The following is a 20,216-nucleotide window of genomic DNA, read 5'->3' on the forward strand; positions in this document are numbered from 1 at the left end:
CCGCGGCCGGAAGGAGTCGGCGTATGAACAGCGAGTTGCAGGCGGTGGTGGAAAACATCGAGCGGGAGCACAACCTCGATCGCGAAACCATCATCCGCGCGATCGAGGAAGGACTCCTCGTCGCCGCCCGGAAAAGCATGCACGGTGCGGCCGCCGTCCGCGTCCAGATCGACCGCAAGACGCTCGCGATCCGAATGTATGTCGCGAAGACCGTCATTGCCTCCGGAGCCCCCGCGCCCGACCAAATTCGCCTCCACGATGCGCAAAAAATCAAACCGGACGCCCAGCCCGGCGAGACCCTAGAGGTCGAAGTGCCCGCCAGCCAGCTCGGCCGCATCGCCGCGCAGTCCGCCCGGCAGTCCATCCTGCAGGAAATCCGCAAGGGCGTCCGCAACCGTGTGTACGAGTTGTACAAGAATGCGGTGGGCACCATCGTCAGCGGCACCGTTTCCGGCTTCGATCGCCGTGACGTGCTGGTGAAGATTGACGACGCGGAGGCGGTGCTGCCCGCGACGGAGCGGCCGGCCTCGGAGCAGTACCAACTCAACGACCGCATCCAGGCGCTGGTGCTGGCAGTGGATCCAACCGCTCACCCGATGATCACGCTGTCGAGATCCAGCCCCGATTTTGTCCGCCGTCTGTTCGAGCGCGAGGTTGCTGAAATCGGTGACGGCACCGTCGAAATCCGCGCAATTGCGCGCGATCCCGGCTTCCGAACCAAGATCGCGGTCGCGTCGCGCGACGAAAAGGTCGACCCGGTGGGCGCCTGCGTCGGGCTCCGCGGCATGCGGGTTCAAAACATCACCCGCGAGCTCAACGGCGAACGTGTCGACGTCGTGCGCTGGCATGCGGACCCGCGCCAGTTTGTCACCAACGCGCTGCATCCCGCAAAGCTCGACCGAGTGCGGCTCGACGAGGCAACCCGGACCGCTTACGTCAGCGTGCCGCAGGACCAGCAGGCGCTCGCAATCGGCCGCGAAGGCAAAAATGTGCGGCTCGCAATGAAGCTGACCGGCTGGCAGATCAAAATCGAGCGCGAAGAGTCGGTGCCGTTCGACGAAAAAGTCGCCGCCGCGGTCAAGGAGCTGGCGGCCATTGAAGGCATCGGGCGCCAGCGGGCGGAAGCGCTGGTCCGGGCGGGCTTCCTCGACCTGGAAGGCATTCTCGCCGCGGAACTTTCGGATCTGCTCACCGTGGAGGGGTTAGACGAAGCGTCGGCGGAGCAGTTGCGCAAAATTGCGGCGGCCGAACATGAGCGCCGACATGGAACCATCTCGTCATGAGGATGTTTGAGTTAGCGCGGGAGCTCGGGCTCCCCTCGAAAGAATTGATTCATCGTCTCCGCGAGCTCGGCGAGGATGTATCCGACAATCCTGCGTCGAACGCCTCGGTGACGCAGGTCCGAAAGGCCCGAGAGCTTTGGGGGCCCAAAGCCGCGGAGGCGCCACCGGCAGCCGAAACCGCCGCCGCTCCCTCTGCCGTAGGCGAGGCTACCGTTGCGCCGCCGCCGCCTTCCGAACCTCCGCCCGCACCTCCCCCCGCCGCGGTTTCGCAGGCGGCCGAGGCGCCGGCCACCCCGCCGCCGACCGCTCCGGCCCCACCCTCCGCCCCCACCCCAAAACCGTCGGTCGTCCGCATCCGCGAGCCGATCACCGTCCGGGCGCTCGCCGAAATGATGCAAGTCCGACCCAATCAGCTCGTCGCCGAGCTGATGAAGATGAACATCTTCAAGAAGATCAACGATCCTCTTGACTTTCGTACCGCGCTGCAGGTCGGGCAGCGCCTGGGCATCCGGGTGGAGCAGGAAAAACGAGCTCCGGTGGAGGGACCCAAGCCGCCCAAGAAAGCGATCGAGCGGCCGGCGGAACCGCCACCCCCCTCTTCCAGCGAGCTCCAGCCCCGTCCCCCGGTGGTCACCTTCATGGGACACGTGGACCACGGCAAAACCTCGCTGCTGGATTACATTCGCAAGACCCGGATCGCCGCGGGCGAGGCCGGCGGGATCACTCAACACATCGGCGCATACATGGTGCAGGTCCGCGACCGTTGGATCACGTTCATCGACACGCCCGGTCATGCGGCGTTCACCCAAATGCGCGCGCGCGGTGCGAATGTCACCGACATTGCGGTGATCGTCATCGCAGCCGACGAGGGCGTGAAACCCCAGACCCTCGAGGCGATCCAGCACGCGCGCGCCGCGAACGTCACGATCATGTGCGCGATCAACAAAATTGACCTTCCCGGCGCCAACGTTGACCGTGTGAAGGCGCAGCTGCAACAGAACGGCCTGACGCCCGATGACTGGGGCGGCAAAATCGTGTGCGTGCCGGTCAGCGCGGTCACCGGGCAGGGTATCCCGGACCTGCTCGAGATGATCCTGCTGCAGGCCGATCTGCTCGAACTGAAGGCGCCCCCCCATCGGCCCGCGAAGGGCTTCGTGCTGGAAGCGAAGCTCGCCCCCGGCAGTGGCCCCGTCGCCACAGTGCTGATCAAGAGCGGCACGCTGAAAGTCGGCGACGCGGTCGTGTGCGGTGAGGCGTGGGGTCGCGTGCGGTCACTGGAAAACGACCGCGGAATCCGGCAGCGGACTGCAGGGCCGGGCTTCGCCGTGCAGATGTTGGGCCTCAATGCGGTACCCCCGGCCGGTGCAGAGTTTGAGGTGGTCGAGTCCGACCGGGCGGCCAGAGAAATCGCCGAGGCGAGGATCGAAGCCAGCCGCCGGGCGAAGCTGCAGACACCGACCCGCACGCTTTCGCTGGACGACCTGCTGACGAAGACCGATCCGACTCAGAAGGTCGAACTCTCCATCGTGCTGAAGTGCGACGTGCAAGGTACTTTGGAGGCAGTCCAACAGGCACTGTCCGAAATCAAAAGCACCCGCGTCTCGCTGAAAATCGTGCTGGCGGGCGTCGGCAACGTGTCCGCGAACGATGTGTTGCTGGCGAAGGCGTCCAACGCGATCGTGATCGGATTCCATGTGGGTGGAGAGCCGGGCGTTGAAAAAATCGCAAAGCGCGAGGGCGTCGAAATCCGCCTCTACAGCGTCATCTACGAGCTCGTCGAAGAAGTGCGCAACGCAATGGCTGGCCTGCTCCAGCCCATCGTGCGCGAGGTGCCGCTGGGTCAGGCGCTCGTGAAGCAGGTGTTCCAGCTCAGCCGCAAGGGCAACGTCGCCGGATGCCTGGTGCGCTCGGGCCGCGTGCTGTTGCGCGGGCGCGCGCGGGTGCGCCGCGGCGGCGACATCGTCTACGAGGGTTCGATCGCGTCGCTCCGCCGGTTCCAGAACGACGCCACCGAGGTTCGCGAGGGACAGGAGTGCGGCATCCGCCTCGACAACTTCAACGCGTTCGAGCCCGGTGACATCATTGAGGTGTACGAGGTGCAAAAAATTGCGCAGACCCTCTGACGGGGTCCCGAGGAGACCGCGATGCGCGCCTCTCGGATGGTTCGGGTCAACGAGCTGCTGAAACGCGAAATCGCCGCAACGCTTTATCAGGAGATGGCCGGCGAGTCGCTCGACTTCGCCGCGATCACCGTCACCGACGTCCAGGTCAGCCCCGACCTTCGCCACGCGAAGGTCTTCGTCTCCATTCGCGGCAGCGACGCTGAAGCTTCCCAAATCTTCTCACGGCTCTATCGGCATCGGATCCGTCTGCAAGAACACTGCCATCGCCGCGTTCGCCTGAAGTACACCCCCGTGCTGGTCTTCGAGCGCGACTTTGCGATCGAACGCGGCGACCGGGTGCTCGCCCTGCTCGATCAGATGCAGCCGCAATCCCCACCGTCGGCCGCGGAACCACCCGCCGGCCCCAACCAGACGATCTGAAATGCCCTCCCCTCAGCCCCTCCCCACCGCCGCAGACCCCGACGGCGTGCTCCTGGTGAACAAGCCGCGCGGCTGGACCTCGCACGATGTCGTGGCGGCGGTCCGGCGCCGATTCCGCCTGCGCAAAGTCGGTCACGGCGGCACGCTGGATCCGATGGCCACCGGGTTGCTGGTGCTGCTCATCGGTCGCGCCACGCGTCTTGCGGAACGATTCATGAGCGCGGACAAGGCCTATGCCGGCACATTCCGACTCGGCGTCGAAACGGACACCGAGGATGCCGACGGCCGTGTGATTGCGGAGCGCGATCCCGGCGGAGTGACCGAAGCCGCGGTTCGCGCCGCACTCGCGCGGCGAACCGGCGACCTCTGGCAGACACCCCCGATGATTTCCGCGATCAAACACGCCGGCCAACCGCTCTACAAGCTGGCCCGGCGGGGTACGGTCATCGAACGGCGGCCCCGCCTCATCCACATCTACGAGTTCTCGCTTGTCGAGTTCGTGCCCCCTCGGGTGCGCTTCTACCTCCGCTGTACGAAGGGCACCTACGTGCGCACCCTTTGCGCGGATGTGGGCCGCGAACTCGGCTGCGGCGCCTATCTGGAAGAACTGACCCGCACGCAATCCGGCGAGCTCACGGTGGAAGCGGCCGCACCGCTGGACGACATTCTGGCCGGCGACCGTGTCGCCCTGGAGGCGCGCCTGTTGCGCCTCGACGCCTTTGCACCGGCACCGTGATGCGCGTCGAACGAACGCTCGAAGCGCTCTCCGGTCACGACCGGCCGGTTGCGCTCGCGATCGGCGTCTTTGACGGTGTTCATGTGGGGCACCGCGCGGTTCTCGCCGCCGCACGGCAGCACGCGCGGACGCCGAACGGTGAAGCATGGGTGCTCACCTTTGACCCTCATCCGCTGGACGTGCTCCGCCCCGCTGACGCTCCGCCGGCCATCCTCTCGCTTGCCGGCAAGCTGCGTCGGTTCGCCCAGCTCGGCATGGACGGCTGCGTCGTACATCCGTTCACGCCGGCGTTCGCCGCACTCGACCCGCCGGCGTTTTTCCGCCGTCTCCTGGATTCCCTTCCGCAACTGACCGCAATCGCAGTGGGTGAGACTTGGCGGTTCGGGCGAGGGGCCGCGGGGGACATTCACACGCTCCGTCAGCTCGCCGAACCCGTCGGCATCACGATCGTCGCGGTGCCGCCGGTTTGCATGGATGGCCGAATCGTCTCCAGCACGATGATCCGCCAGGCCGTGCAGAGCGGCGACCTGGCACAGGCCGCGCGATGGCTGGGTGAGTGCTTCTCTTTTGACGGCATCGTCGTTCGCGGCCGCGCGTTCGGCCGCCGAATCGGCGTGCCCACCGCGAATCTCGAGCCACCCCCTCGGCGGGTGTGCCCGCCAGCAGGGGTCTACGCGGCGTGGGTGCATGCGCGCGGCGCGATCCACCCGGCCGCCGGCTACATCGGCACGCGCCCCACCTTCGGCGAACAGGGCGGTACCGTCATCGAGGTCCATCTGCTGGACACGGACCTGGCGCTCTACGGCGAGGCGATCGAAGTGGACTGGGTCTCCCGTATCCGCGACGATCAGGCCTTTCCAGATGCCGATGCGTTGCGCCGGCAGATCGAGGAGGACATCCGCCAGATCCGGAGGATTCTGGCCCACTCTCCGAAGCCGCCCGCCCGCGATTCATCCTGGCAGGACCGCGTTGACAGCGGCACCCCACCTCCATAATCTGTGGGATCCCGCGCCGCGGCGATGCGCGGCCGCCACGTGAGGATTGATGTGTCGATGAAACCCTATGCAGTCATTGAGACCGGCGGCAAACAGTATCTTGTCCGCCCCGACGACCGATTGACGATCGAGCGGCTCGCTGCGGAACCGGGCGAGACGATTGCACTGGCGCCGGTACTGGCGGTGTCGGACGGCACAACGCTCAAGGTGGGTACTCCGGCGCTGCCCGATGCGACGGTCTCCGCACAGATCCTCGCTCACGGGCGAGCACCAAAGGTGATTTCGTACCGGAAAAAGCGCCGAAAGGGCTATCACCGCAAAGTCGGTCATCGGCAGGCGATCACAACGGTGCGGATCGTCGGCATTCCGACCGTCTGAACCGGAGGAACAACCATGGCGCACAAGAAGGGACAAGGCACCAGTCGCAACGGCCGCGACAGCCGCGGTCAGCGCCTCGGCGTGAAATGCTTCGCGGGGCAGACGGTGCGGGCGGGCCACATCCTGGTGCGTCAACGGGGCACTCGGCTGCACCCGGGTCGCAACGTGGGTATGGGACGCGATTTTACGCTGTTTGCGCTCATCGACGGCGTGGTGGACATGGATTCGCGCTCCCGCCGCGTTCACGTGCTCCCCTCGCCCACTCCCGCCTGAGCACACCTGTCGGATTCCAGTCCGACGCTCAATTGGCGCTGCGGCCGTGAAAGCGCCCACGTTCATTGACTGCGTGCAAATTCACGTCCGCGCGGGCCGCGGGGGTGACGGCGTCGCCACATTCCGTCGGGAAAAGTACGTGCCGTTTGGCGGTCCCGACGGCGGAGATGGAGGGCGGGGCGGAGACGTCGTCCTGGTCGGCGACGCGTCGCTCGACTCGCTGCTCCACCTGTACTACCAGCCCCATCATCGCGCGGAAAACGGCATGCCCGGGCGCCGCAAGCAGCAGACCGGCCGCAGCGGCGAAGACTGCATCGTGCGGGTGCCCTGTGGCACCGAAGTCCGCGACGCCGCCGACCGATCGTGGATCGGTGAAATTCTGCGCGACGGCGAACGGCTCGTGGTCGCGCGCGGCGGGGCCGGTGGCCTCGGCAATCTGCACTTTGTCACCCCGACGCACCAGGCCCCGAGGGAGTGCACGCCGGGACGCCCCGGCGAGGAACGCAAACTGCTACTGGAGCTGAAGCTGATCTCCGATGTCGGCCTTGTGGGCTTCCCCAACGCGGGCAAGTCCACCCTCCTCGGAGCGATCAGCCGCGCCCATCCCCGTGTTGCGCCCTATCCGTTTACCACGCTCCACCCTTGCATCGGTGTGGTTCCACTGGATGAGGAGCGGATGCTCCGGGTTGCCGACATTCCCGGCCTGATCGCGGGAGCCCACCGGGGCGTGGGCCTTGGCCATGACTTCCTCCGACACATCGAGCGCACGCGGTTTCTCGTGCTGCTGATTGACATGGCCGGCGTCGACGGCCGCCACCCCGCGGACGATTTTTTCAGCCTCCGTCGCGAACTGGAGATGTACGGCCGAGGGCTGGACGAGCGACCCTATCTCACTGTCGCAAACAAGATGGATCTGCCCGATGCCGCACACCATCTTGACGAGTTCATCGCCCGGACCAGCGTCACGCCGCTGCCCATCTCCGCCCACTCCCGTCAGGGCCTCGATGTGCTGATCGGCGAACTGGCCAGGCGAGTCGCTGAGCTGGACACCGCCGCGTCGGCAAAGTCCGCCGCAGCGCCGCCTCCATGAGAGCCTGGCTGTTTTGGGCCGGGATTCTGTTAGGAGCCGACGCGCTGGTGGGTCTGCTCGCGCAGCGGTGGTGGGCGTCACGCTTGCCCGGACTTCCGATCGCATTCATCGCGACCGTCGAAGCGGTGCTCGCGATCGCTCTCCTGGCCGCCTATCTTGCGCTGAGCCCGTCCTGATCGTCGTCGCGCCGTCAATGCCGCCACGGTTCCACGAGCGATCCCCAAGCGGTCGGCCCACTGCGCACGCGCATTACTGCGACTGCCTCTGCCGCAGATACGCCTCCAGCTCCCGCCAACCCTCCGGCCTGCCGATCTCGTAGAATCGGGTCGGCGCAGGCCAGGCGGCAAGCTCACCTGCGCTCACCAGGTCTGTGAGCACCGACGCAAGGTCCAGCGGCATAGAGGCACTCGCATACCGGCTGATCACCTCGCGCCGCATCGCCAGCAGCCCCCAATCAATCCAGTCGGCCTCGCCGGGTGCCGCGGACTTGGAGTAAAAAACCACCCGCCCTCCCTCGACCCGCGCGTTGCTGGCGTCCCACCGGCCCGCGTTGCGGTACACCGCCATCATCGCTGGCGCGCCGCTCTGCTGAAACGCACGCGCCATCGGCCGGTAGTCCGCCGGCAGATACGAATCGCCATACATCACAAAGCACCACTCGCGCAGCAGCGGGAGCGCATTCACGAGCGCCCCGCCGGTGCCCCGCAGCGCGTCCGCCGGCTCGCGCGAATACCGCGCCCGGATCCCCCAGCGCGCCCCGTCACCCACGTGCGCGGCGATCATCTCCGCACCGACGCCGACACACAACACCACATCAGACACGCCGCTGGCGGCAAGCAGCTCCAGCTGGTGCTCAATGAATGGCCGCCCGGCCACCGGCAACAGGGATTTCGGCCGATCGCCAGCGAGGGCGCGGATCCGCGTACCAAGACCTCCGCACAAAATCGCCGCCTGAAGTGGCAGCTCGCGGTCACTCCGGGGACTGGTCGAAGTCATCCGATTCGGCAAACTCGGCCACCACGCGGGCACCGTGCCGGCAGGGGACCCAGCTGACCCGCGGCATGCCGTGCCCCGCCATGAACGCGTCGAGTTCTCGCCCCCGCTCCGGACAGTACAAGAGAAGAAACCCCCCCCCACCCGCGCCGATGATCTTGCCCCCCAGCACGCCGTGCTGCCGCTTCACCACCTCGTACAGTTCATCCACCGCGCCGAGGCTGACCGCTGGGGACAGCCGTCGCTTGCACGCCCAGTGCGCGTCCATCAGCCTTCCAAACCGGTCCAAATCGCGGTCCAGGAACGCCCGGTGGATTTGCCGCCCGATTTCTCGGATCTCGATCAGCGACTCCACCACCCGCGCGTGGTCCGGCCGCTCCGTGCTGCGTGCAGCCTCGTCCTGATTTTTCAACACCGCGGTCGCCGACCGCTGAATCCCCGTGTAGTACATCCGCGCCTTGTGCGCCAGTTCGAGCGCAAGCGTCGAATCCACTGGCACTGCGCCGACCGTGACCGTCCCGTCGCGCGAAATATCGAGCGTGCGAAACCCCCCGAACGCGGCGATGTACTGATCCTGTTTGCCCACCGGCTCCTTCAGAATCTCCATTTCGATGCGGCACGCCTCCTCCGCGACCTCCGCCGGCGGCGCCGGTGTGCGTCGCCACGCGCGCAGCGCGGTGAGCAGGCCGACCAGATAGGCGCCGGACGAGCCCAACCCCGTGCGCGCGGGCAAGTCGGCGAGACTGGCCAGTTCGATGTATTCCCGCACGCCGTACAGGCGCAGCGCTTCGCGTGCCAGCGGATGCCGGATCTCGTCCACCGAGCTCACCACCTCCACCTGCGAGTACCGGATCATCGTCTTCCGCTCCGTCACCGGCAGCCGATGCAGAAAGATGTACATGAACTTGTCAATCGCCATCGTGAACACAAAGCCGCCATGCTCGCGGTAGAACGAGGGTAAATCGGTGCCGCCACCGCCCAGCGTGATGCGGAAAGGGGTCTGTGTGATGATCATGTGAGCTCTCCGTCTCCGGCACGCATTCGATCAGATCTGAAATCCACTGTTCAGTGCGTCGCGGCGGAACATCCGCACGGTATCCAGCGAGTACTCCGTCAGATCCCGCCCGAAATTTTCCGCCTTCGCGAGCAGGTCCGGCGTGCAGGTGATGATCGGGCAGCCAATCTGTTCCGCCTGTAAAATGTTCAGCGCCTCGCGCGGGCTAGCCCACAACAACTCCGCGCGCGGCAGGGGCCGCAGAATCTCGAGCGCCTCGCGCATGATCGGCACCGGGTCACGGCCGGTATCCGCGATCCGCCCCGCAAAGACCGACACAAACGCCGGGCACGCCGGGTCCAATGCCGCCGCGACCGCACGGACCTGATCGAGCGTGAGCATCGCGGTGATGTTCAACGGTATGCGCTCGCGCGACAACCGGGCAATCAGCGGACAGGACGATTCGCCCCGGGTGTTCGTGATCGGAATCTTTACATGCACGTTCGGGCCCAGTGATCGCAGCACGCGCGCCTGGCGCTCCATTTCGTCAAACTCGTCGGAAAAAACCTCAAACGAAACGGGCATGTCCGGCACGATGCGCAGCAGCTCCCGGGCGAAGAGCAGATAGTTGGTCACGCCCGCCCGCGCCATCAGCGTCGGGTTCGTCGTGAATCCCTTCACGATGCCCCTCGCACGAGCGGCTTGGATCGAATCGAGGTCGGCGCCGTCGCAGAAAATGCGGATTTTGAGTTCCTCCAGTCGGGGCACGCGATCGGGCATCATCGCGGAGACTCCTGCGGCGCCGCGGCGCCGCCGCGATCTAGATGCTCCCAGTGCGTCGGCATTACCTTTAGCCGCGGATGCGAGACCAACAAATGCGCGACGACCGACTGAAATGCCTCCGTGTGCGGCGTAATCGCTTCCGGGTTTACCACCGGGATGACCACGCACGCGTCCGCCGCACGCGCGGTAAATCCGCCGTCCCGACCGACCACACCCAGCACCGTCGCGCCGACGCGCCTCGCCTCGCGGATCGCCTGGACCAAGTTGGGGCTGACGTTGCGCGCCTCGTCCCCTCCGCCGACCGAAAACACCAGCACGCCGTCCAGCGGACCCAAGCGGCTGCCGCGCAGCCACGCGGCGAGCGAACTCGCCCACCCCTCGTCATTGATCCTCGCGGTGAGCTCGGAAACGTTGTCCGTCGGCGCGTACGCCTCGAATCCACAAAGCTTCCGAAAGTCATTCACCGCGTGGCTCGCGTTCGCGGCGCCCCCGCCGACCCCCAGCACGAAGAGCCGCCCCCCCCGCTCGCGGACCTCGGCGAGACGCTCCACCACTGCTGCGATCGCCACCGGGTCCAGGCGGCGCGCAATCTCCATCGTCTCCTCCAAATACCGCTCAACAAAGGGATCTTTCATGCGCCCCCTCCGCGATACACCGTCTCCACCACAGCCAGCACAGCACGCGCATCCTCGACGCCGCAGGCGGGGGTCCGACCCAGCCGGATATCCTCTGCAAATTCAGCCCATTCGATTGCCCACGAATCGTCCGGGCCCGGAAACTCCCAGATGGTCGTCTCCGGGGGTCCCATCTCCGGTTTCATCCGGTAGTACGCGAGCCGCTCAACCCCGTAGCTGCCACCCAACCCTTCGATGTGGAGTTTCGCGCTGCGCCCGTAAATCTCGAGCGAGAACAGATTTTTCCACTCAGAGCAGCTCGCGTGCAGGAACGCGACCTGACCGCCCGCGGTGCGCAGCGTGAGAAACGCATTGTCGTCCACCGGCATCGCCCAGTACAACGTGGTCGCCAAGCCGCGCACGTCCGTAAAGTCGCCCAAGAACCAGCGCGCCAAATCTATCAGATGCACCCCCTGATCAATCAGCTCGCCACCCCCTGATCGGATGGGGTCCGCCCGCCATTCTCGCTCGTAGCCCGGACGGCCCCCGTGGCCGTATCGCCCCCGCACCATCATCATCGGCCCCAGCGCGCCTTGCTCAAAGAGCTCTCGCGCGCGACGCACCGCCGGGTGGTAGCGGTGATTGAACCCGACATGCACGAGGCACTTCGATGCGGCCGCCGCTCGCTGAATCATTTCGACCTCCGCGACCGTCCGGCCCGCCGGCTTCTCCACCAGCACGTGTTTTCCCGCCAAGAGCGCGGCCACCGCCGTCGTCGCCAGCGCGTCATGAGTGGTCGCCACAATCACCACGTCCACGTCCGCCCGTGCAACCAGCTCAGCGGCGTCACGGCAGACCGCCGCCCCCGCCGGCGCCGCCAGCGCCGCGGCCCGAGCCGGGTCGAGGTCGGTACATGCGACCAGCCGGTGCGCCCCAAGGGCGGCCGCGCGTTTGCGTCCGATCAGCCCGCAGCCCACGATGCCCACCTGCAGTGGTGTCGCGGAAGTGCTCATCTCGCCGGTGGCTCCGCCGCGGAGTCTACCGGATCGCCCCAATCCAGACCACGATCCCGCGGAGTGATCCGACGCAGCGTGTAGACATCCGTGGCCGCCAGCTCCGCCGCAACGTCACCCAGCCGAGACCACGGATCCCACACCGCGCTGATCAGCCGGCCCGTAATCCCCACGGCCGCATCCGACGCCATCCAAAGCGCGCAGCTTGCGGCACGATCGAGCGCCGCCGCGTCCGGCTGCTCGAGCGCTCGACGCGCGATCGCTACCTCCCGCTCACCCGCCGCAGCCTCGCCGGCCGCCGACACCTCGCGCAACATGTCGGTCGGCAGCACACCCGGCGCAAGCGCAAGCACGCGAATGCGCCGCGGCCGCAGTTCATCCGCGAGGCACTCGGTCAGTCGCACCAGTGCGGTCTTCGCCACCGCATACGCGGAAAAGTTCGGGCGCGGCGCGGTCGCCCCACCACCGCCCACGTTGATGATCACGCCCCCGTCCGACATTCGCGGCAGCAGCTCCACGATCAGCCGAACTGGTGCCAACAGGTTCACCTGAATCGTCTGAACCCACGCCTCCCATCGGTTGCCGATCTGCTCGAGCGGTCCAATCGGACCTTGTACCCCCGCGTTGTTCACCAGCACGTCCAGCGGCCCGCCCAGCGCCCCCGCCGCCGCGGCCACCTCCTCGGCGACGGTCCCCAGGTCGGGTACCGCAAGGTCGGCGACCACCGGCAGCGCCATCTGTTCCTCGCGGGCTGGCAGCGATGCGACGAAGCGGCGCAGCGCCGGCTCCCGCCGCGCAAGCAACACCAACGAGGCGCCCGCTTCCCAGAACCTGCGCGCGATCGCCGCACCGAGACCGCGACTGGCCCCGGTGATCAGTGCCCGGCGGCCCGCGAGCAGCCGCGCACTCATGCGCGCGCCTCCAGCAGCCAGCGGTTCGCCTGCAGGTAACGAAGCGTGCGCACGATCGCCTCACGGATCGAGAGTTTGGGCGACCACCCCAGCGATCGGATCCGACGCGTATCCAAAAAAATGAATGGGCTATCCCCCACCCATCCGCGGATTCCACCGGTGTACCGCAGCCGGGGGCGCACCCCCAGCTCCTCGCAGATCCAGCGGACCGAGTCGTTCACCTCGCAATACTCGTCGGTGCCGAGGTTGAAAATGTTCACGCGGCGGTCGGCACGCTCGATCGCCAGCCACATCGCATCCAGGCAGTCCTGCACATACAGATATGACTTCCGCTGATGTCCGTCTCCCAGCACTTCCAGCTCCGTCGGATCGGCGAGAAGCTTGCGGTAAAAATCGAAGACGTGACCGTGAGAGTAGTGTTCTCCGAGAATCGAGACGAACCGAAAAATCCAGCACTGGAAGCCAAATCCCTCGCAGTAGGCCTCAATCAACCCCTCTCCCGCGAGCTTGGAGGCGCCGTACAGAGAGGTTTGCACGGGAAACGGTGCGTCTTCCGGTGTCGGGAACACCTCCGGCTCGCCATAGATGGAGCCCGTGGAGGAAAACGCAATCCGGCGCACTCCCGCGGTCCGCATCGCCTCCAGCACGTGAAAGGTGCCAATCGTGTTGTGCTCGAGATCCTTCCGAGGGTGGTGGGTGCCGAACCGGACGTCCGCGTTCGCGGCCAGATGGATCACCAGGTCCATGCCGTCGCAGGCGGCAGTCAGCGCGGGCAGGTCCAGCAGGTCACCCCGGATCAACTCGAAGTTCGGCGCACCGCGAACGGCCTCCAGGAACGCGAGCTGGCCGGTCGAAAAATTGTCAAACACTCGCACCCGCTGCCCGTCGCGCACAAGGCGCTGCGCGAGGTTGCTGCCGATGAAGCCGGCGCCCCCAGTGATCAAAACGTTCATGCGGCGGACGAACCCGGCGGGGCGGCCGTCGTCTCGCGCCACAAACTCTCCATCGCCGCCAACACCAACGCGGGCTCAAGCTCTTCGAGACAGGCCATCGGGCGAGGATGCGTACATCGGATCCCGTGTTTCGAAAAGAAATAGCAGGGACTGCAAGACAGACCAAGCCGCACGACGCGAGATCGCACGCGGTAGGGACCCGTCGCGCGCGGGTCCGTCGGTCCAACGATCTCGACGGTCGGCACCTGCATCGCCGCGGCGACATGGGTCAACAGTGTGTCGCCGCAAACAAACATGGCCATGCGGCGAATCAACGCCGCCGTGTCGAGCACGCGGCCATCCGGAGCCAGCGCGATCCGCGACGCATCCAGCCCCGACTGCCGGATCACCTCCTCCCGCAGTGCTCGCTCGTCGGGACTGCCAAACAACAGCACCCGGACGTCGGGGTGCAACTCGACCAGTCGCCGAGCCAGCACCGCCCAGTGCCGAACGGGCCAGCGCTTCAGAATGAGATTCTTCGTCGTGCCAGAACCAGGATGAAATCCGAACCAGGTCCGGCCCGCAGCACCGAGCTCGCGAAGCACGGCGTCTGCCCGCGCCTCGTGCTCTGGCTGCACGAACAACCGGGGAATCGGATCGGCGCCGTGAATCGGCAGACCGAGCCCCTCGGTCAGCAATCGCAGATTGTTTTCGACCACGTGCAAACGGCGGTCTTCGCGCACAACCCTCGTAAGCCAGAGGCGCGGCCGGGCACCGCAGTCCTCCTCGAACTCAAACCCCACCCGTTCCCGGGCGCCGATCAGCCACGTGATCAGGTTGTACTCAAGGCGGTTCTGGGGCATCACCGTGAACGAGAGATCGTAGCGCCGTGTCCGCAGGCGGAGACACTCGATCACCGACCCCACCCGTCCCGCCGCAGCGAAGTCAAAGCCCAGCACTTCATCGAGGGACGGATTGTGGGCGAGCACTTCGCGCGGCGCGCGCCCCTGCATCGTCAGCACTTCAATGCGAGCGGCGGGGAAATGGCGGCGCACCTCGGCGATGAGCGGCGTCGCCAGCAGCGTGTCGCCCGCTCCCGCAAGGGAGAGAAACAGAATGCGGCGGGGCGCCCTCATGCGGCGCTCGACTCACGCCAGAGGCGAAGCACCTCCGCGGCCAAGACCAACAACGCACAGAGCCCGGCGACCACCATCGCGAGGATGATACCGATTGGATTGCCCTCGCCCGCCGTCAGCAACACTCCGACGTATCCGGCCACCACCGGCGCCAACGCCGCAGCCGGCCCGGCGGTGCGGTGCCGGGCCCAGAGGTATTGCAAAAGGATCCCCGTCAACGCCAGCGGGATGACCCCCCACACGTAGGCGCGCACCAGCCGGACCATCACCGCACTCTCCACACCATACATCACTCGCAATGCCAGCCCCGGCACGGCCGTCACCACCGCGGCCAGCGCGGCGGAAAGCCCGAGCGCCATTGCGACCGGCTGCAAGAGCATTCGCCGGCGAGCCGACACCACCGCACGGGGAAACATCGCCACCACCAGCGGCATCGGCAGAAAGAGAACCGATCGGGCCAGCATCGCCGCCTTGCCGTAAGCGGACAGGACGGGCGCGGAGAGCAATCGCGGCGCAAAAATCAAATCCGCGTTCATCAACACATACAACACCAGTTGACCGCCGGCGACCGGCCCGAAATATCGGGCGAATGGCCTTAAATCCAGCCGTTCCGGCTGCGAGGTCGCCAGCGCACGGCAGAGCGGCCCCAGCCCCACCGCCAGCCCCGCCGCCACACTGGCAGCATAGACCCCCAACATCGCGGCCGCATCGCCTCCCGCGCGGGCGACGGGCCAAGCCAACCCCAGCCGGACGAGCCCCGGTGCGAGCGCCGCCGCGGCAATCCAGCCGAAGCGGCGCGCCCCCTGCAGCGCACCTGAGACAACCGGCGCATACAGGCTCAGCCACGCGATGAGGCCCACCCACCGAACCGCCCCCACTGTCGGTGCCCGCAGCCACACCTGAAGCGGTGTCGCCGCCACGCACCAGCCGGCGGCCAGCAGCGCGCCGCCCGCGGTGACCAACCGCACCACCGACCCCACCAGCCCGCCCCACATCGCATCGTCACGCGCATGGCAGTACTCCGAGGCATAGCGGGCCACCGCCACTTGCAGCGCCGCGGACGGCACCAGCACAATCCACAATAAGCCCAGCAGCGACGCAAACGCCGCGTACTCCGTCGGCGCCATCCAACGCCCCGCCACCATGTGCACCGCCAGAAACAACAACCCGGCGAGGCCGTTGCTGACAATCATCACCACTGAATCGCGCGCGAGGCCGAGATCCCAGCGCATCCTCAACCGCCCCCCGCGCGCACGGTCCCTCAGAATCGGCCCACGGGCATCTGGACGTCGTGACGCCGCTCAAACGCGGCAATCGCTTCTTCGTACTGTAACGTCTGCCGGATCTCGTCGAGTCCCTCCAGCAGCGTCCGGCGCGCCGCCGGATCCATGGAGAACTGAAACTCCACCGGCACGGGAGTGTGCAAGGTGACCGCAAGCCTCTCCAGGTCCACTGTGGCTTCAAGCCCCGGCCGCGCCTCGACCTCGCGAAAAATGGTCTCCACCTCCTGCTCCGCGAGCTCAACCGTCACCAGACCATTTCGGGTCGCGTTGTTTCGAAAAATCTCCGCGAACGCCGCGACACGCTCTCCGTCGCGCAGCTGCCAGGGAGCGATCACTGCACGAAAACCATACTGTTGAATCGCCCACACGGCGTGCTCGCGGCTCGATCCACAGCCAAAATTGTTGCGCACCACCAAAATGGTCGCGCCCTGGAAGATCGGCCGGTTCAACTCAAAGTCCGGATTGGGAGAACCGTCTGGCAAATAACGCCAATCGAAAAACAGGGCGGGACCAAAGCCGGTGCGGCGAATGGATTTTAAAAACTGTTTTGGAATGATCTGATCGGTGTCGACATTCGCTCGATCCAATGCCGCGATCCGGCCGCGGTGACGAAGAAACGGTTCCATTTGCGCGCTCTCCCAACAGGTCTCAGCTCGGCCAGCGACGGATGTCCACGAAATGACCCGCGATGGCGGCGGCCGCCGCCATCGCGGGACTGACCAAGTGCGTCCGTCCACCCTTGCCCTGGCGCCCTTCAAAGTTCCGGTTTGACGTCGCCGCGCAACGCTCGCCCTCCGCAAGGCGATCCGGATTCATCGCCAGACACATGCTGCAGCCCTGCCGGCGCCACTCGAAGCCGGCCTCGCGAAAGATGCGATCGAGCCCCTCCGCTTCTGCCTGACGACGAACCTGCGCCGAACCCGGAACCACCAATGCGCGCACACCCGGCGCGACCTTCCGCCCGCGGACCACCCGGGCGGCCTCCCGAAGATCCTCGATGCGGCCGTTGGTGCAACTGCCGATAAAGACAACCTGGATTGGCACCTCCGTCATGCGCTGGCCCGGCCGCAACCCCATGTATTCCAGCGCGCGCTCGGCATCTGCCCGACTGTAGCCGGGCACGCGGTCCGGCGTCGGAACCGGCTCGTCCACATCCACCACCATGCCGGGGCTGGTACCCCACGTCACCTGCGGGGCGATCCGATCCGCCGCGATCGATAGCGCCCGGTCGTACCGAGCATCGGGATCCGGCGCCAGCGCCCGCCAACGCGCGCACGCTCGTTCCAGCGCCTCGCCCCTCGGCGCATACGGCCGATCGCCAGTGGCAATGTACTCGAAGGTCGTCTCGTCCGGAGCGATCAAACCTGCGCGCGCACCGGCCTCGATACTCATGTTGCAAACCGTCATGCGCCCCTCCATCGACATCGTCCGGACGGCCTCGCCCGTGTACTCCAACACGAAGCCCGTCGCCCCCGCAGTGCCAATCGTGCCGATCAGCTTCAGAATCAGATCCTTCGGCGTCACCGGTGACCGGAGCCGCCCGGTGAACTCCACCCGAAACACCTTCGACTTTCGCTGTCGAAGCGTTTGCGTTGCCAATACGTGTTCCACTTCGGAAGTGCCGATGCCAAAGGCCAACGCACCGAACGCCCCATGCGTGGCGGTGTGCGAATCTCCGCACACAATTGTGGTGCCCGGTAACGTGAGGCCGAGCTCCGGACCGATGATGTGCACGATGCCGTTTCGCTCGTCGTCAAGGCCAAACAGTTGAATATCGAACTCGCGGCAGTTCGTCTCCAGCGCTGCAATCTGCTCGCGGGCGACGGGATCCCGAATCTCACGCCGCTCATCAGTCGGTACATTGTGATCCATCGTCGCAAACGTCAGGTCCGGACGTCGAACCCTCCGCCCTGACAGCCGCAAACCGTCAAACGCTTGCGGACTGGTCACTTCGTGCACGAGATGCCGGTCAATATAGAGCAGGGCGGTACCATCATCGAAGCTCCTGACGACGTGAGAGTTCCAAATCTTTTCGTAGGTTGTTCCACTCATGGGCTTTACATGATACGGCCGCCGGCACCCGCGCGCAAGCGGGGGCGGAATGAGTGACCACGCGACCGAGGCGAAGGCAAACGCGTTTGAAAAACGCCGCGCCGATCAACGCACGGGGGTCAGCCGCAACACTTCCGCTCCATGCCGCGCCACGCGGATCTCGATCATTCCCTCCACTTCGCCGAGGTCCCGCTGCCGCCAAAGGTCCCGCACGCGCTGTGGTCCCACAACTCCCAGCTCCGACCACGACACCGCAATCTGCCGCTCAGCATCACTAACTGCAAACAGCCCCAGCGCGAGCGACCCGTCCTCCAGTGGCTTCACCACGACCCACTCCTCATCGCTCGCTCGTAGCAGCCGCCCGCCTCGCCCCAACGGGTCCTGATTGACCGCGATGATCTCGGGATTGCAGAGCACATTCAACGTGAATCCGTTCAGCCGCTCCATGTCACCGCTGAAAAACAGGGGCGCCGGCATCAGCGCCCAGAGCGACATGTACGCGTACTGCTCATCGCACGTGAGGGTGGTTCGCCGGGGCCGACGCTCCCCCCGAGCATCGCCATACCAGCCGATCAGGATGTAGTCGGGATCATTCCACCCGCCGGGACCCGTGTGGTCGGCCAGCTTCAGTGTGCGGAGCGCCACGCTGTAGAATGGCGGCAGCGACCGAAGCGGCCGCTCAAGACCCACATCACCCGTCGTCCGCCAAGAGTGCCCGCCCACCTGCCGCCCCCATGTCCAAACCTCGGCCATGCCGTACTGGCACAGGTTGAACAGCACATCCCGGTCCGCTCGCGCGAGCAGCTCGCCCATGTGTCGATACGGCCGCCGGTGCAGCTCGTTTCCCTCGCCGGTGGCCCACCAGCGGTACGAACACCAGTCGTATTTGAGCAGGTCAAAGCCCCACTCGACGAAGGTTCGCACGTCGAGCTCCTCATGGCCATAGCTGCCCGCGTATCCCGCGCACGTGAGGGGGCCGGGCGACGTATAGATTCCCGCCTTCAGACCCAGCGAATGGATGTAGTCGGTCAGGCCCCGCATGTCCGGGAACCAGCCATTCGGCAGAAGGCGGCCGTCGGCGCCGCGAGTCGGTCCGATTCGGGACGGATCTCGCGGCCGTCGGAAAGAAAAGTTCGTCACTCCCCTCTCCGCCAGTTCGCGCGCCAGACGCCTCAGCTCCTCCTCCGGCGGGGCGCGCATCCAGCAGTCGTCAATGCTCACATACTCGTACCCATGATCCGCCATCCCGCTGGTGACCATCAGCTCCGCCGCCCGGCGAATAATGCCATCGGTGACGCGGTCATAATGGGTGTACCAGTGGTTCCACCCCATCGGTGGCGTCAGCGCCAACGTCTCCCCGGCGACGATCGTGAAGGGGCGCTCATTGGTCCCATGCCCGTTCATGGCGCGCAAAATCACCGTGTACCGGCCCGCCGGCGGCGTCACGCCACGCAGCACGCCCCCCGCACGGTCGAGCTCCACACTTGGCGGAAGTTTCTCCGCTTCGAACCGGATGGGACGCACCCCCGTCGTCGCAACCCGCCGAAGAAACGGCCGCCCCGGCCGCGCGCCGACCACCGCCGGCAGATTGATCCGCGGGGCCGCCGGCGGCGGCGGCGTCCGCATGGCCGCTCGCTCCTCATCGGTGAGCGGCTCATCGTCGATCGCAGCGCTCGTTCCCGTCGGCGCAGCGAGCATGCACGCGACGATGCCCCCCCAGGCCCGTAGCGCCCCCCGCTGCAACGACCGCACGCGGCAACGAAGAGACACAGACCTCCGGCAAAGTTTACGGGAGACGTTCATAGCGCTGACCCATCCCCTCCGGTGTTCGCGATGCCCCGGGCAACCGCGAGCCTGACCTGAGCCTCCGCCGCAGCAGCCCGCAACAGCAGCCTGTACGCGCTGCGCGGTTCGGACATCGTTCCTCCCGCCACACCCTTCGCGTCCCGAGGAGAAACTTTGACCTGCGTATGAGATGGTGCGCCTGCCGCGGATCGAACGCGGAACCTTCAGCTCCGGAGGCTGACGCTCTGTCCAATTGAGCTACAGGCGCACGCCGACGCTCACCCGCAAAGTTTCTCACGTGCCGGTGGCCGGCGCAAACCGCGCCCGCGCCGGCATCAACCGTTCGCCGCCTGAAACTCCCGCATGAACTCCACCAGCGCATCAACGCCGGCAGGCGGAAATGCATTGTAAATTGAGGCACG

At 66.3% G+C, this 20,216-nt stretch carries 21 protein-coding genes and 1 tRNA gene; 9 read left to right on the forward strand and 13 right to left on the reverse strand.

What is annotated here, in order from left to right:
* The first annotated feature begins 23 nt into the window (after positions 1-23).
* The 9 genes from nusA to N2652_11555 are packed head-to-tail and all read left to right on the forward strand — an operon-like array spanning position 24 to position 7,474.
* Positions 24-1,283 (forward strand): transcription termination factor NusA, encoded by a 1,260-nt coding sequence (gene nusA / locus N2652_11515; protein ID MCX7819813.1) that lies wholly within the window; start codon positions 24-26, stop codon positions 1,281-1,283.
* The gene (gene infB, locus N2652_11520; protein MCX7819814.1) at positions 1,280-3,406 is read left to right on the forward strand and encodes a translation initiation factor IF-2; all 2,127 of its coding nucleotides are present in this window, start codon (positions 1,280-1,282) and stop codon (positions 3,404-3,406) included. Before nusA ends, infB begins: the two co-directional genes overlap by 4 nt.
* Positions 3,407-3,427: 21 nt before the next feature.
* Positions 3,428-3,826, forward strand: a complete 399-nt coding sequence (gene rbfA / locus N2652_11525; GenBank protein ID MCX7819815.1) for a 30S ribosome-binding factor RbfA — start codon at positions 3,428-3,430, stop codon at positions 3,824-3,826.
* A gap of 1 nt (position 3,827) precedes the next feature.
* Entirely contained in the window at positions 3,828-4,562 is a 735-nt protein-coding gene (gene truB / locus N2652_11530) for a tRNA pseudouridine(55) synthase TruB (protein ID MCX7819816.1), read from the forward strand.
* Positions 4,562-5,557, forward strand: coding sequence for a riboflavin biosynthesis protein RibF (ribF, locus tag N2652_11535; GenBank protein MCX7819817.1), 996 nt, complete (start codon positions 4,562-4,564; stop codon positions 5,555-5,557). The genes truB and ribF overlap by 1 nt, the downstream gene beginning before the upstream one ends.
* Before the next feature lie 57 nt (positions 5,558-5,614).
* Positions 5,615-5,935, forward strand: coding sequence for a 50S ribosomal protein L21 (rplU, locus tag N2652_11540; GenBank protein MCX7819818.1), 321 nt, complete (start codon positions 5,615-5,617; stop codon positions 5,933-5,935).
* 15 nt (positions 5,936-5,950) lie between these two features.
* Positions 5,951-6,208 carry a 50S ribosomal protein L27 gene (rpmA, locus tag N2652_11545; protein MCX7819819.1) on the forward strand — a complete coding sequence of 86 codons (258 nt, stop codon included), beginning with the start codon at positions 5,951-5,953 and terminating at the stop codon, positions 6,206-6,208.
* A gap of 46 nt (positions 6,209-6,254) precedes the next feature.
* Entirely contained in the window at positions 6,255-7,298 is a 1,044-nt protein-coding gene (gene obgE, locus N2652_11550) for a GTPase ObgE (protein ID MCX7819820.1), read from the forward strand.
* Positions 7,295-7,474: a hypothetical protein gene (locus N2652_11555; protein ID MCX7819821.1), complete on the forward strand. Its 180-nt coding sequence runs from the start codon at positions 7,295-7,297 to the stop codon at positions 7,472-7,474. The genes obgE and N2652_11555 overlap by 4 nt, the downstream gene beginning before the upstream one ends.
* A 73-nt stretch (positions 7,475-7,547) precedes the next feature.
* On the opposite strand, the gene N2652_11560 is transcribed toward N2652_11555, so the two are convergent.
* From N2652_11560 to N2652_11620, 13 genes are all read right to left on the reverse strand, one after another.
* Entirely contained in the window at positions 7,548-8,294 is a 747-nt protein-coding gene (locus tag N2652_11560; protein MCX7819822.1) for a nucleotidyltransferase family protein, read from the reverse strand.
* Positions 8,269-9,306 (reverse strand): hypothetical protein, encoded by a 1,038-nt coding sequence (locus N2652_11565; GenBank protein MCX7819823.1) that lies wholly within the window; start codon positions 9,304-9,306, stop codon positions 8,269-8,271. Before N2652_11565 ends, N2652_11560 begins: the two co-directional genes overlap by 26 nt.
* A 30-nt stretch (positions 9,307-9,336) precedes the next feature.
* The gene (locus N2652_11570; protein MCX7819824.1) at positions 9,337-10,068 is read right to left on the reverse strand and encodes a transaldolase; all 732 of its coding nucleotides are present in this window, start codon (positions 10,066-10,068) and stop codon (positions 9,337-9,339) included.
* Complete coding sequence (locus tag N2652_11575; protein MCX7819825.1) at positions 10,065-10,703, reverse strand: SIS domain-containing protein; 639 nt, start codon at positions 10,701-10,703, stop codon at positions 10,065-10,067. Before N2652_11575 ends, N2652_11570 begins: the two co-directional genes overlap by 4 nt.
* The gene (locus tag N2652_11580; GenBank protein MCX7819826.1) at positions 10,700-11,695 is read right to left on the reverse strand and encodes a Gfo/Idh/MocA family oxidoreductase; all 996 of its coding nucleotides are present in this window, start codon (positions 11,693-11,695) and stop codon (positions 10,700-10,702) included. The genes N2652_11575 and N2652_11580 overlap by 4 nt, the downstream gene beginning before the upstream one ends.
* On the reverse strand, positions 11,692-12,606 hold the full coding sequence (locus N2652_11585) for an SDR family oxidoreductase (GenBank protein MCX7819827.1): 915 nt from the start codon (positions 12,604-12,606) through the stop codon (positions 11,692-11,694). The genes N2652_11580 and N2652_11585 overlap by 4 nt, the downstream gene beginning before the upstream one ends.
* Positions 12,603-13,559, reverse strand: coding sequence for an NAD-dependent epimerase/dehydratase family protein (locus N2652_11590; GenBank protein ID MCX7819828.1), 957 nt, complete (start codon positions 13,557-13,559; stop codon positions 12,603-12,605). Before N2652_11590 ends, N2652_11585 begins: the two co-directional genes overlap by 4 nt.
* The gene (locus N2652_11595) at positions 13,556-14,674 is read right to left on the reverse strand and encodes a glycosyltransferase family 9 protein (GenBank protein MCX7819829.1); all 1,119 of its coding nucleotides are present in this window, start codon (positions 14,672-14,674) and stop codon (positions 13,556-13,558) included. Before N2652_11595 ends, N2652_11590 begins: the two co-directional genes overlap by 4 nt.
* The gene (locus N2652_11600) at positions 14,671-15,906 is read right to left on the reverse strand and encodes a hypothetical protein (protein MCX7819830.1); all 1,236 of its coding nucleotides are present in this window, start codon (positions 15,904-15,906) and stop codon (positions 14,671-14,673) included. The genes N2652_11595 and N2652_11600 overlap by 4 nt, the downstream gene beginning before the upstream one ends.
* A gap of 29 nt (positions 15,907-15,935) precedes the next feature.
* Positions 15,936-16,583 carry a 3-isopropylmalate dehydratase small subunit gene (gene leuD, locus N2652_11605; protein ID MCX7819831.1) on the reverse strand — a complete coding sequence of 216 codons (648 nt, stop codon included), beginning with the start codon at positions 16,581-16,583 and terminating at the stop codon, positions 15,936-15,938.
* A 22-nt stretch (positions 16,584-16,605) separates the two neighbouring features.
* A complete protein-coding gene (leuC, locus tag N2652_11610; GenBank protein MCX7819832.1) occupies positions 16,606-18,009 on the reverse strand; it encodes a 3-isopropylmalate dehydratase large subunit in 1,404 nt (467 codons plus the stop codon).
* 105 nt (positions 18,010-18,114) lie between these two features.
* Positions 18,115-19,635, reverse strand: a complete 1,521-nt coding sequence (locus N2652_11615) for an alpha-galactosidase (protein ID MCX7819833.1) — start codon at positions 19,633-19,635, stop codon at positions 18,115-18,117.
* Positions 19,636-19,985: 350 nt separating this feature from the next.
* A tRNA-Arg gene (locus N2652_11620) sits at positions 19,986-20,062 on the reverse strand.
* Positions 20,063-20,216: the final 154 nt, after the last annotated feature.

It is taken from the genome of Kiritimatiellia bacterium (assembly GCA_026417735.1).
Lineage (GTDB): Bacteria > Verrucomicrobiota > Kiritimatiellia > PWTM01 > PWTM01 > CAACVY01.